At 37.9% G+C, this 12,890-nt stretch carries 12 protein-coding genes; all 12 read left to right on the forward strand.

What is annotated here, in order from left to right:
* The first annotated feature begins 24 nt into the window (after positions 1 to 24).
* The 12 genes from BUA53_RS16620 (at position 25) to BUA53_RS16680 (ending at position 12,656) form a co-directional block, all read left to right on the forward strand.
* Positions 25 to 1,077 (forward strand): CgeB family protein, encoded by a 1,053-nt coding sequence (locus BUA53_RS16620; RefSeq protein ID WP_072836526.1) that lies wholly within the window; start codon positions 25 to 27, stop codon positions 1,075 to 1,077.
* A 34-nt stretch (positions 1,078 to 1,111) separates the two neighbouring features.
* Positions 1,112 to 2,116, forward strand: a complete 1,005-nt coding sequence (locus BUA53_RS16625; RefSeq protein WP_072836527.1) for a glycosyltransferase family 4 protein — start codon at positions 1,112 to 1,114, stop codon at positions 2,114 to 2,116.
* A 23-nt stretch (positions 2,117 to 2,139) separates the two neighbouring features.
* Complete coding sequence (locus tag BUA53_RS16630; protein ID WP_072836528.1) at positions 2,140 to 3,279, forward strand: XrtY-associated glycosyltransferase XYAG1; 1,140 nt, start codon at positions 2,140 to 2,142, stop codon at positions 3,277 to 3,279.
* A gap of 192 nt (positions 3,280 to 3,471) precedes the next feature.
* Positions 3,472 to 4,089 carry an LbetaH domain-containing protein gene (locus BUA53_RS16635; protein ID WP_217653016.1) on the forward strand — a complete coding sequence of 206 codons (618 nt, stop codon included), beginning with the start codon at positions 3,472 to 3,474 and terminating at the stop codon, positions 4,087 to 4,089.
* Positions 4,090 to 4,170: 81 nt separating this feature from the next.
* Entirely contained in the window at positions 4,171 to 5,718 is a 1,548-nt protein-coding gene (locus BUA53_RS16640; RefSeq protein WP_217653017.1) for a GMC family oxidoreductase, read from the forward strand.
* 1 nt (position 5,719) lies between these two features.
* On the forward strand, positions 5,720 to 6,565 hold the full coding sequence (locus tag BUA53_RS16645; protein ID WP_072836531.1) for an aldo/keto reductase: 846 nt from the start codon (positions 5,720 to 5,722) through the stop codon (positions 6,563 to 6,565).
* Between the two features lie 23 nt (positions 6,566 to 6,588).
* On the forward strand, positions 6,589 to 7,413 hold the full coding sequence (locus BUA53_RS16650) for a glycosyltransferase family 2 protein (protein WP_072836532.1): 825 nt from the start codon (positions 6,589 to 6,591) through the stop codon (positions 7,411 to 7,413).
* Positions 7,414 to 7,433: 20 nt separating this feature from the next.
* Entirely contained in the window at positions 7,434 to 8,663 is a 1,230-nt protein-coding gene (locus tag BUA53_RS16655; RefSeq protein ID WP_072836533.1) for a WcaI family glycosyltransferase, read from the forward strand.
* 8 nt (positions 8,664 to 8,671) lie between these two features.
* Entirely contained in the window at positions 8,672 to 9,046 is a 375-nt protein-coding gene (locus BUA53_RS16660; RefSeq protein WP_072836534.1) for a VanZ family protein, read from the forward strand.
* Between the two features lie 202 nt (positions 9,047 to 9,248).
* A complete protein-coding gene (locus BUA53_RS16665) occupies positions 9,249 to 10,637 on the forward strand; it encodes an undecaprenyl-phosphate glucose phosphotransferase (protein WP_072836535.1) in 1,389 nt (462 codons plus the stop codon).
* Positions 10,638 to 12,000: 1,363 nt separating this feature from the next.
* Positions 12,001 to 12,225: a hypothetical protein gene (locus BUA53_RS16675; RefSeq protein WP_072836537.1), complete on the forward strand. Its 225-nt coding sequence runs from the start codon at positions 12,001 to 12,003 to the stop codon at positions 12,223 to 12,225.
* Entirely contained in the window at positions 12,219 to 12,656 is a 438-nt protein-coding gene (locus tag BUA53_RS16680; protein WP_072836538.1) for a type II toxin-antitoxin system VapC family toxin, read from the forward strand. The genes BUA53_RS16675 and BUA53_RS16680 overlap by 7 nt, the downstream gene beginning before the upstream one ends.
* Positions 12,657 to 12,890: the final 234 nt, after the last annotated feature.

Below are 12,890 nucleotides of genomic sequence, written 5' to 3' on the forward strand. Positions count from 1 at the left end.
AAATTACTGAACAGTATAATAGTGATGAAGATTTTTTATCTGGGCAACTTAAAAAGTGGTACTACTTCATTTCAACGATATGAAGCTTTAAAAAGGCTTAACCATGAAGTTTACGCTAAAGATCCATACGAAAAATTTCAAAATATATTTAATGGTAAATTGAGACATTTCCATTTTTATTCTGGTTATCGATTTATACAGAAAAAAATAAATGAATGGATAAAGGAAGTTATAGAATCAAACTTTAATCCTGATATAATTTGGGTCAATAGTGGAGAATTGTTTGGCAGCAAAAGTATAAAAATACTTAAGAATTTAAATAAACCAATTTTATTGTATAACAACGATGATCCCACAGGCAATATAAGTAGGTGGAGATTTGCTTCTTTGCTTAAAGCAATTCCTTATTATAGTCTTTGCGTGGTTATGCGAGAAATCAACATTTCTGAGTTTAAAAATAGAGGTGCTGTAAATGTCTTAAGAATTACTATGTCCTATGATGAGATAGAGCATCGACCATTAGATTTTAGTTGTAATATTCAATCAAATTATCTATCAGATGTTGCTTTCATTGGTACATGGATGCGTCATGAAAAAAGAGATAAATTTTTAACTGAGCTTATTAAGCTAGGAATTCCAATTAGTATATGGGGTTCCCGATGGCAAAAATCAAAATATTGGAAAATATTAAAACCTTATTATAAAGGTGGGGCATTGTCAGGAAGGAGTTATGTCACTGCAATACAAGGAGCAAAACTTTGTTTAGGGTTACTATGTAAAAGTAATAGGGATCTTCATACAACAAGGTCTCTTGAAGTTCCTTATGCTGGTGGCTTATTATGTGCTGAAAGGACATCTGAACATCAAAATATGTACAAGGAAGGCGAGGAAGCAATTTTTTGGTCAGATGCAAAGGAATGTGCGAAAGTTTGCAATGAATTATTACTAAATGAAACTTTACGTGAAAGAATTCGTTTGGCAGGAATGAAAAAAGTAAGGAGTCTTAAAGTTGGTAACGAAGACATTTGTCAAAAAATCCTAGATGAAGTAAATTATAAATGCTTAAATAAGCAGTAGTAATTCCTTTCATAAGCCTATACCCTTTGATACAATGAAAGTGTACTTATTTTATAGGAAGTCTTTTCCAGATAATTATAGCATTGAAAAGATATTTGATGGTGTATTATTTAGTCTACAGAATGAATTGAAAGTTACAAAAAGGATTGTTCCTTATTACAGTAATTCAATTTATGGTAGATTAAAAAACCTAATATGGGTTTCAAAGAACCAAGCCAGGATTAATCATGTAACAGGTGATATTCATTATGTTGCAATAGGGCTTAGAAAAAAGAATACTATTTTAACAATACATGATTTGAATTTCCTGAACCGTTCTAATCCATTTAGTTTGCTAATTTATTATTTATTATGGATCAAATGGCCAGTAAAGAAGGCTAAGGTTATAACAGTAATTTCAGAGGCAACCAAACAAGATCTTTTGAATAGAGTTGCCATTCCAGAAAGTAAGATTAAAGTTATACCTAACTATTATAACCCAAACTACACACCTGTTCCTAAGGTTTTTATCAAACAAAAGCCTAGAATACTCCAAATTGGTACCAAGAAAAATAAGAATGTTATCAGGTTGATAAGTGCCTTGGAAGGTTTATCATGCTCTTTAATTATTATAGGTAAACATGAAAGGGAAATCGAAGACCAACTAATTAAAAGGAAAATTGATTATAAATGGTTATCAAACTTAACTGACGATGAAATTAAAATTCAATATGAGAATTGCGACATAGTAAGTTTTATATCAACATTTGAAGGGTTTGGAATGCCAATACTAGAAGCTCAAGCTATTGGGAGAGTTGTAATCACAAGTAATATTTCTTCTATGCCGGAAGTTGCTGGGAACGGAGCTTTGTTTGTTGATCCTTATAATATTGATTGTATAAGGGAGGGAATTTCAAAATTAATTGAAGATGATACTTTGCGAGATGTATTAATAAATAATGGTTTAGAAAACATTAAGCGTTTTGAGTTAAAAAGAATTGCATCAATGTATCACCGCTTATATCAAGAAGTATATGATGATTTGGAAAATGAAATTTAAATTTTATAAATGCATAACCAGTAATGAAGGTTCTTCATATTACACCTACTTATAAACCCGCTTATATTTATGGGGGACCTATAGCATCAGTTAGTAAACTGTGTGAAATTGAGTCAAAAATAGGTGTTGAGATTTCTGTTGTGACAACAAATGCTAATGGATCAAATAATTTATTAAATGTTGAAACTAATACACCAATAATAGTAGATGGAATTAAAGTTCATTATTTTAAAAACCAAATAACAGGTAATATTTTTATTTCAATTGGATTATGGAAGTATGTGTTTAAACATTGTAAAAAATTTGATGTCGTACATATTCATTCTTGGTGGAATTTATTAGTTATTATATCCTGTTTAATATGTAAAATAAGAGGCGTAAAGGTTATCATCTCACCCAGAGGAATGTTAAATCATTACATTTTTAACTCAGGGAAGCAAAAAATGAAAAAGTTTATTCATTTTATTATTGGAAGAAGATTATTAAGCAATTGCACATTCCATGCAACTTCCGAGCAGGAGTATAATGATTGCAAAACATTAATAAAGAATTGGAATGGATTTAGGTTGCCAAATATTATTGAATTTCCAAAATTAGAAATACAGAAAAGTATAAATCAGCAATTTACAATAACCTTTCTTTCAAGAATACACCAGGTTAAAGGATTGGAATTCCTTTTCGAAGCTTTATCGTTAGTAGATATACCTTTTATTTTAAAGATTGCAGGCCGCGGAGATGATGATTATGTAAAACAATTAAAACAATTTGCCATTAGCCTAGGTATTGAGCATAAAATTGAATGGATCGGATGGTGTGATCAAAACAAAAAGTATCTGGAGCTAATGAATGCAGACATGTTTGTTTTGACCTCTTACACTGAAAATTTTGCCTGTGCTGTTATTGAGTCTTTGTATATGGGGACTCCAGTACTTATAACTAACTCTGTAGGTCTTTCAAACTTTGTCAAATCAAATGGATTAGGTTGGATTTCAGAATTAAATTCTGAATCAATTGCGAAATCAATAATAGAAGCCAATAAGGACAAAGGCAAAAGACACTATATCAATAGTAATGGTAGAAAAATTGTCGAAATGTTCTTTCAAGATAATGTACTAGGATCAAAATATTTGGAAGAATATCATAAAGTCGTAGCTGCTAATTAATGAAATAATGATAATCCTTGTAAGATATAAGTAAAGTTTTTTAATGGAACTAATTTGTATAATGATCTTTCAAATCAGCCATAGAACTTTAGTAATTTAGGTGCAATACAAAATGTGTTAGTAACATAATATCATTGCGAAGTTGATTTATAACGTATTGGATTAAATTGGGCATACCAATACCGGACATTAATGATTAACAATAAACCTATAATGATTTCCTTTCACGATTCAAATAGTCCAGATGCATATATGCGTCCTGTATTTCCAATCATTGATAAGTTACGTCGTTATAGTTGGAGTTTGGTTTGGTTGATTTTATGTAGGTGGACACCAAATCCAATGCATTCCTGGAGAATATGCATATTAAAAATATTTGGAGCCAAAATTGGCGGTCATAATTTTATTTATCCAAGCTGTAAAATTTGGGCTCCGTGGTTGTTAGAAACCGAGGCGGTTGTAACTATTGGGCCTGGTGTTGAGATCTACAACCCAGGAGGAATAAAATTGGCTCATCATACTATTATTTCGCAAGATGCGTACTTATGCGGAGCAACGCATGATTATAATTCTATTGATTTTACTTATTTAAAAAAACCCATCATTTTAGAAGCTTATTCCTGGATTTGCGCAAAAGCAATTGTTCTTCCTGGAGTTTTATGTAAAGAAGGAAGTGTATTGGGTGCAGGTGCTGTTGCCTCCAAGGACCTTGACCCATGGACAGTTTACACTGGTAATCCAGCATTTCCTGTTAAACAGAGGAAAAATATATTGCAGGATATAAAATCAACTGCTTCAATTAAAATTTAAATGTACAGCGAAACTGTTTATGATCTTTGTATAGTAGGAAGTGGTCCTTCTGGTATTATCCTGGGTCTTGAATTTACTTCTTTGAATCCCAATAAAAAAGTTTTATTAGTTGAATATGGACCTAAGGGTATATTGAAAAATAATGACCTTGATAATTCTATTCAAAATAAGAATAAAATTAACCACCATGATCCATATGAATGTACCAACAAAGGCCTAGGAGGAACTTCTGCAACCTGGGGTGGAAGATGTGTAATGTATGATGAGGTTGATTTTGTGAATCGCCCTATAATTGGAGATAACTGCACATGGGATCAGGATCTTTTTCAAGAAGTAAAGTCATATTTGAAATCTTCTGCGGAATATTTTGAATGTGGTGAACCTATATTTAATTCGAATGAACTCATCAAAGAGAAGCGAATAGCTGAAAATTTTAGTGAGGGAGATGTTACGGATTCAGTCCTGGAAAGATGGAGTATGCCCACAAGATTTGGACAGCGTTATAAAAAGGAGATTGCAGAAAGAAATAACCTGACAATTTTATTTGGATTTGAAGCAAGGGATTTTTTAAAATCTAAGAAAGACAATTCATTGTCTTTCTTAAAAGTTCGAAATCTATATAATAAAGGGACAATGGAAGTAAGGGCGAAAGCTTTTGTGCTTTGCGCAGGCGCCCAGGAAAGCACAAGGATTTTACTTAGAAACAAGCAGATTTTTGAAAGCATTGGAGGGCCCCCTTGTTCACTAGGCAAATATTACCAGGGCCACTTGTCAGGTAAAATTGCCTCAGTAAGGTTTAACGGAGATCCCAGAAGGACTGATTTTTCTTTTATAAAGGATTCTGATGGTATATATGTCCGAAGAAGATTTCAGTTTAACAAAGATTATCTTGTAAAAGAAAACCTTCTAAATACTGCCATTTGGTTAGATAATCCTCTGTACTTTGACCCTAAGCATAAAAGTGGTGCTATGTCCTTTATGTATTTAGCTATGTTAATGCCATTTATTGGAAAAAGATTAGCTCCTCCCGCCATAGCACATTCTATCACAAAAGGAAAGGTTCAAGATGTTTCAAAACACGTAATAAATATAATTAAGGGATTTCCCGGGTCATTGCTAAAACCTGCTTCAATCTTTTATAAAAGGTATTGCCTAAAAAGAAAACTTCCAGGCGTATTTCTTTATAGTCCTCAAAACTGTTATGCCCTTCACTTTCATGCAGAGCAAATTCCTACCGATGAAAACAGGATGGAATTAGCAGAAGATAATGAAACATTGGTAATACATTATTCTTTAACAAATGACGATATAGAATCCGTCATCAGATTGCATGAAAAGCTCGATAAACATTTAAGAAGTAATAATTGTGGCAAGTTGGAATATTGGTATCCACCAGCCGAATTAAAAGCTGCGATAAAAAATATGTCAAAGGATGGAATCCATCAATGTGGAACTACCAGGATTGCCAATTCAAGTGATAAGGGTGTAGTTGACAGGAGTTTAAAGGTATGGGGTACTGAAAACCTGTATGTATGCAGTAGTTCAGTATTTCCTACTTCCGGGCAGGCAAATCCAACATTTCTTCTGGGTGCCTTTGCCGTACGCCTTGCCCACCATTTAAGTAAATAATATGCGTAGAATAGAATTAGTGAAAGGTGTTTTTTCTTCACCTATTGGATTTGGCTGTGCCCCAATTATGGGTGCAGTTGATGCAAAAAAAGCCAAGAGGTCACTAGATTGTGCCTTTGATCATGGAATTAACCATTTAGATCTTGCACGTTCTTATGGTTATGGGGAAGCAGAGAAATTTGTAGGAAAATGGTTAAAAGGCAAAAGGAATAAAATAGTTTTAGCAAGCAAATTTGGAATAACAGCGAATTGGAAAGCTAAACTTTTCAAAACAGCAAAGCCAATAGTAAGACTTTCACTTTCAAAATTAAAAGGCTGGAAGTCATTAAATGGAGATTTAAAGCCAGGATCTTCCATTTCTGAGCGTTTTCATTCCAGAATAAATCTGAATGCTAGAGAAATGGAGAATAGTTTAAACAAATCCTTGAAGGCTTTAGATACAGAATACCTGGATTATTTTTTTATTCACGAACCTTTAGAAACTATATCGCAATATGAAGATCTGATAGCAACTGCTAAACTTCTTAAATCTAAAGGTAAAATAAAAGGGTTTGGAATAGCCTATTTATATTCTCAGGAAGATCTTCATTCTGAATATATTGATCAATTCGAGGTTTTGCAATTCAATACCTCACCTGGGATGATTGCATATGATGAAATAATTACAAAACGTGGAATGCAACCGAATGTTATTTTTTCTCCATTAAGAGGAGGAAATGCGCAACTAAAGCCAGAGCTTAAATTAAAGAAGCTTATTTCCGATTTTCCAAACAGTGTAGTACTATGTTCAATGTTTACCGAAGAACACATAAGGGCTAATGCATCGTTAATAGAAAAAATGGTTTAACTAAGTATCAATATTTTCTTATTATGGTATCAGTTATAATACTTACCAAAAATGAAGAGCAAGACCTGCCAGCTTGTTTGAAATCAGTAGATTGGTGTGATGACGTACATATTTTGGATTCTGGAAGCACAGATAAAACTATTGAAATAGCTCAAAAATCAAAAGTTACCATTTGGGTGAATGATTTTAAAAGTTTCGGGCAACAAAGAAATTATGCTATCGATAATATAATGACTAAATATGAATGGATATTTTTTTTAGACGCTGATGAAGTAGTTAGTGATAAATTTAAGAGTGCCATATTTAAGTCAATTAATGATGTAAGTAATGATATAGCAGGGTTTTACTGTTGTTGGAAAATGATTCTTGATGGAAAATGGTTGAAAAAGTGTGATAATTTTCCAAAATGGCAATTTAGAATTTTAAGAAAGGGTTGGGCAAGATTTACTGATTTTGGACACGGTCAAAAAGAAGATCAGGTCAAAGGAAGAATTGAGTACATAAAGGAGCCTTATTTACACTATGGATTCTCCAAGGGGTGGTCTCATTGGATTGATAGACATAATCGTTACTCAACTCACGAAGCGAAATCTAGATTGAATAGTAATATATCTTACAAACATATATTTAATGTTCATAGTAGTGTCAGGAACCCTGCATTAAAGATATTTTTAAGCAAAATACCTGGTTGGCCCGCTTTACGGTTTTTTCAAGCTTATTTATTCAATTTAGGTTTTATAGAAGGAATTCCTGGGTTAATTTATTGTTTGAACATGGGGTATTATGAATTTTTGATACAAATAAAAATGAGAGAAGAACGAAAAAATAGTAAAACAACTCATTCATAATTATATGAACAATTTTTATTTTGAATAAACAAGTTTTATTAATTGGTGGCAATTTTTCACCCGAACCTACAGGAATTGGTAAGTACAATGGTGAGATGATTATTTGGATGGCTCAAAATGGTTATGAGTGTACTGTAATTACAACTCAACCCTATTATCCCCAATGGAAGGTGCAAGAGCCTTATACTAATAAAGGGTACGTAAAGGAAATAATTGAAACCTCAGGAAATACTATCACCATTTTTCGGTGCCCCCAATATGTTCCTGCCAATCCAAGTGGCAAAAAAAGACTATTTCAGGAGTTCTCATTCACTTGTTCTTCTTTTATTCGTTTACTGGGAGTGCTGGGCAAGAAGAAATTTGATTATGTGCTCACGGTAGTCCCTCCCTTTCAATTAGGACTGCATGCTTTATTGTATAAAAAGCTTAGAGGAGCTAAGTTTTTATATCATGTGCAGGACCTGCAGATAGAAGCTGCAAGGGATTTGCAAATGATTAAATCAAAAACATTGATCAAAGGATTGTTTGGCCTGGAGAAGTTTGTATTAAAACAGGCAGATGTGGTAAGCAGCATATCGAAAGGAATGATCAAAAGGGTAGAAGCGAAGACTGGTAAAGAAGTTGTGTTTCTTCCCAACTGGGTGGATATGAATTTCTTTTACCCGCTATCTAATCGTGATGAATTAAAAATAAATGCCGGTTTTGCTGCTGATGATATATTGGTTTTGTATTCAGGAGCTATTGGAGAGAAGCAGGGGCTGGAAATGATACTGGAAAGTGCAGCACGTTTAAAAGATAGTAATGGTGTTAAGTTTCTTATCTGTGGTTCCGGGCCTTATAAAGACAAACTAATTGAACAGGCTAAGCAACGACAACTTCATAATGTGCAGTTTGTACCATTGCAGCCTTTCGAACAGTTCAATTCTTTCCTGAACATGGCGGATATACACCTGGTAATACAAAAGAAAGGAGCCAGTGACCTGGTGATGCCTTCCAAGCTAACTACTATCCTTGCGGTGGGCGGAGTGTCATTGGTTACGGCTGAAAAAGGAAGCAGTCTTTATGAAGTGGTGAATGAAAATAATATGGGTGTGCTAGTTGACCCGGAGGATGAAGAAGCATTTTCCAATGCATTGCTGAAGATCATTGGTGATGATCTATCTGTTATTAGAAATAATGCCCGTCGTTATGCTGAGGAGCATTTGGCTATTGATAAAGTGCTGGGAAAATATACAGAGCATTTGAATTAAGGTTTTGCATGAGTACATTTTTACGGTATTTCCTGGTTATTCTTTTCGTGGTCTTAACAGGGGTACTTTGCACGCTTCCCAATTTTCATCCAGAGCACTACCTGGGTACGGGGTATCACTGGTGGCTGGATATGATGATCCATGGGGGTTATTATTTTTTACTGAGCGTATTGCTTTATAGTTTTTATAAAAAAGAGAAAAGGCCTGCCTATTTGTTCGTCTCCATCTTATTGTTCTCGTATATACTGGAGCTGGCGCAAAAGGAAGTGCCGGGAAGATCGTTCTCGGGATTGGATTTTTTGAGTAATACGATTGGGGTGGGGTTGGCATGGGGTTTTTGTGTTTTGAAAAGGAAGAGGGCCAGGTTAGCTTCCGTTCAATAGTATGAGATTGCCACGGCGCTATCTCACAAAGCCAATGCTTCGCCTCGCAATGACGATAGGGAAAATGAGATTGTCGCAGCGATATTATACAAGCCAACACTTAGCCTCGCAATGATCCCGCACTGCGGCGGGACAGCGCCTACGTTCCTTGACAATTACGAAGGTTATACCAAACTAATATCAACAAGATCTACTAACTAACATGAACCAACGCTTACTGCGGGTGGTCAGGCTGGCTGCTTTTGGCCTGGACCTTTTTACACTGAACTTACTGGTGCTGCTTTTCCAGTTGTTGCTGCAACGCACACAGGGAGGGGAAGTGGTGGGCTATATCCGCTTCTGGATGTGGCTGAACATTGCCTGGATGCTGGTGAGCAACCTGGGCAACCTGTACCGCGAGAAAAGCCTTGCCTCCTTTGAACAATTCTGCCGCCGCACCATGCACTGCTTTTTTTACTGGCTCTGCCTGGTGATGGTGTACCTGTTCTTTGCCCGCCAGTTTGAGCTCTCGCGGCTCTATATCTTCCTGGTATTGAGCGGTCAGGGTATGCTGCTTTTGCTGAACCGCTTTATCTACCTGGGCGTGCGCCAGCATTTTCTGCGCCGCCAGTATCTCACCCGCAAGGTGATGATCATCGGTTTTAACGACACCGCCAAAAAACTGGCCACCTACCTGGAGGAAGAGGATCATTACGCGGAAGTGGTGGGCTTTTGCGAGGAGGAGGAGAACGTGCGGGAACTGACACACTACCCCATACTGGGCCCGGTGTCAGAAAGCATTGCCACCTCCCGGGCCCATGGGGTGGAGGAGATCTATTCCACCATCGCCCCCGAGCAGGACCTGGGCATTTACCAGGTGATGGACGAGGCGGACCAGCTCTGCATCCGCTTCAGGGTGATCCCCGACCTGAGCTACGTGATGAACCGCGCCTTCCACATCGACTACCTCAATGATATACCGGTGCTGAGCACACGCAAAGAACCACTGGATGATGGCGGCAACCGCATACGCAAACGCATATTTGATATCGCCTTCAGCGGCATGATACTCTTATTAGTCCTTCCCTGGCTGGTACCCCTCATTGGCCTGCTGATCAAGGTGGAATCGAAAGGTCCCATCTTCTTCAAGCAACCCCGCTCGGGCAAGAACAACCAGACTTTCCAGTGCATTAAGTTCCGCAGCATGCGCCTGAACGATGATGCCCACCATAAACAAGCCTCGCGCAATGACAGTCGCCTTACCCGCGTCGGTCGTTTTCTTCGCAAGACCAACCTGGACGAGATGCCCCAGTTCATCAACGTGTTCAGGGGCGAGATGAGCGTGGTGGGTCCACGGCCCCACATGCTGAAACATACGGATGATTACAGCAAGCTGATACAGCAGTTCATGATCCGCCATTTTGTGAAGCCGGGGGTAACGGGATGGGCGCAGGTGAATGGGTATCGCGGGGAGACCACCCGCCTGGGACAGATGGAGGGTCGGGTGAAGCATGATTTGTGGTATGCGGAGAACTGGAGTTTGTGGCTGGATGTGAGGATTGTTTTTTTGACAGTTTGGACGACCGTCAAGGGTGACAAGCAAGCATTTTAGGAGTTTGTAGTTTGTGGTTTGTAGTTTGTAGTTCTTTAGGTGGGAGAGGCTTTATAGATAGTTTATAGTTTGTGGTTTGTAGTTCTTTAGGTGAAAGAGGCTTTATAGATAGTTTCTGGTTTTTGGTTTATAGTTTATGGTTCTTTAGGAGGCAGTGGCTTTATCGAATGCAGTCTGTCCTAAGGATTGGATAGAGAGGTTTAAAAGAAAGACACTCCACTTGGGGTCTACCCTTTTCGGGTATGCGCGTTTGCCAGGGGGACCCCGGGTGATCAGGGACAGTTTATAGTTTGTGGTTTGTAGTTTGTAGTTTTTTAGGTGGGAGAGGCTTTATAGATAGTTTCTGGTTTTTGGTTTATAGTTTATGGTTGTTTAGGTGGCAGATACTTTGTCGAATGCAGTGTTTACTAAAGGACAACGTTCGGAGAAGCAACACTATCTGAACTTGCCTGTCCTGACGAATGGCGGGGTCATTGCGAGGAACGAAGCAATCTGTTTTTTAGAATGATGCTCCTGGCATTTGATTTTCTAAATGAAATCCCCCTTTAGCACTTGTCCGATTTGCGGACTGCCTGCTTTCCCCATTTTAAGGGGGAGGGCGGTCTCTCTGCACATTTTGAGCTTGCCAGAGGGGGATTTTGTTGGGTGGATAACGATATTGTGTATACGTTTTAAGTGCCTTCGGCGAGTTTCTTTGTTCGTTTTTTTTGCTTCCCGCAATGCTGCGGGACAGGTGCCCAAAAGCAGGCAAAAAAGGGCACCTTGCCGGTATAGCTCTCCCGCCATGGCGGGACAAGGAAGCCAGCGCACAACAACCATAACTACTGGTTGCTTGTCGCATTAGGATTACAATCTTTCCTCTATAGTCTTTACTTTAATATACATAGTAAGGCTCTAGAAGATCAATCACGTGTTATGCGGAGATGCTGAATCCTCCTTCGCTTAGCTACGGCGGACAAAGGGCGCTGAATTGCTGACGGTGGGCTTCGGACTAATAACGGCAGTGTAATCGAATACCTGCAATTAGGCGCTGGACGAGGCTAAAAGATCGAAGTGTTTTTGCAGTGCGTGAATTCGAAGCGGTTTAGATAGTGCAGGCGGCCTTCCGTTTAGAGTTTTTTACTTTTTAATTTTGACTTTTGACTTGCTCTCTCCGGGCTTCGGCCTACTATGGTTTCAGGTATCGAATTTCCGCAATGAGGCGCAACAGCCAGTCTGCAAGTTCGTAGTGTTTTTTCCTTTCGTGAAGTTGAAGCGTTTTATTGTGTGCTGGCAGACCATTGTATTGAAGGTTTATACTTTCGACTTTTACCTTTTGACTTGCTCTCTCTGTGTCTTTTCCGTAACTTTAAGTTATCAGTTTATGCCAACATCATTAAATATAAACGACATACTGTCTCAGGTAAAGCAACTTGACAAGGAGGATCAGCTAACACTTCTTCAACGGATGGCATATTTACTGAAGAGAAGAGAGACGAAAAAGGCAACGCCATCCGCCCGCCTGACATCACTTTCAGGTATGGGAAGTGAAATTTGGAAAAGTCAGGACAGTATTGACAAATACCTTGATGAAGAACGACAATGGTAATCCAGGATTTTGCCTCGAAAACCGTCTTTCTGGACACCGCACCTTTAATTTACTATATTGAGGGACATAGCGCTTATCAGCCTGTTCTTTCAGATCTGTTTGACTTTAACGACAAAGGTGGCTTTTTCTTTGTTACTTCTTCTATGACGCTGCTTGAAGTATTGGTGAAACCTTTACGCGAAGGGCAAAAAGCTTTGGCAGAACAATATAGAGATATTCTGACCACAGCAGCAGGAATTGAATTATTTGATATCACATCTGCCATTGCCGAACAGGCTGCCCTGTTAAGAGCCAGGTACAACATACAGACACCTGACGCTATTCAAATTGCTACATGTATTGAACTTGGGGCGGATTACTTTCTGACAAACGACAACCGACTTAAAGCTGTCAGCGAAACAACGGTTATAGCAGTTGGTGAACTTCAATAAATAATGTATTTGCCATAATAGGTTATTAGTGGGAGATGGCTGAAAAAAATTGCCAGATGAGAACAGTTGCTCAAGGCATTTGATTTTCAAACGAAATCCCCCTTAGGACGTGTTTGATTTGCGGAGTGCCTGCTTTCCCCCTTAAAAGGGGGAGGGCGGACTTGTCGCACATTTTGAGCTTGCCAGAGGGGGATTTTGTTCAATGAGTAAACGCATAATTCACCTGAAATAAAT

The organism is Flavisolibacter ginsengisoli DSM 18119 (genome assembly GCF_900129295.1).
GTDB lineage: Bacteria > Bacteroidota > Bacteroidia > Chitinophagales > Chitinophagaceae > Flavisolibacter > Flavisolibacter ginsengisoli.

Excerpts from the sequence above, each read along its gene's own strand:
- BUA53_RS16620 (WP_072836526.1), top strand. The coding sequence starts at position 25 with ATGAAGATTTTTTATCTGGGCAACTTAAAAAGTGGTACTACTTCATTT.
- BUA53_RS16625 (WP_072836527.1), top strand. The coding sequence starts at position 1,112 with ATGAAAGTGTACTTATTTTATAGGAAGTCTTTTCCAGATAATTATAGC.
- BUA53_RS16630 (WP_072836528.1), top strand. The coding sequence starts at position 2,140 with ATGAAGGTTCTTCATATTACACCTACTTATAAACCCGCTTATATTTAT.
- BUA53_RS16635 (WP_217653016.1), top strand. The coding sequence starts at position 3,472 with ATGATTAACAATAAACCTATAATGATTTCCTTTCACGATTCAAATAGT.
- BUA53_RS16660 (WP_072836534.1), top strand. The coding sequence starts at position 8,672 with ATGAGTACATTTTTACGGTATTTCCTGGTTATTCTTTTCGTGGTCTTA.
- BUA53_RS16650 (WP_072836532.1), top strand. The coding sequence starts at position 6,589 with ATGGTATCAGTTATAATACTTACCAAAAATGAAGAGCAAGACCTGCCA.
- BUA53_RS16675 (WP_072836537.1), top strand. The coding sequence starts at position 12,001 with ATGCCAACATCATTAAATATAAACGACATACTGTCTCAGGTAAAGCAA.
- BUA53_RS16680 (WP_072836538.1), top strand. The coding sequence starts at position 12,219 with ATGGTAATCCAGGATTTTGCCTCGAAAACCGTCTTTCTGGACACCGCA.
- BUA53_RS16645 (WP_072836531.1), top strand. The coding sequence starts at position 5,720 with ATGCGTAGAATAGAATTAGTGAAAGGTGTTTTTTCTTCACCTATTGGA.
- BUA53_RS16665 (WP_072836535.1), top strand. The coding sequence starts at position 9,249 with ATGAACCAACGCTTACTGCGGGTGGTCAGGCTGGCTGCTTTTGGCCTG.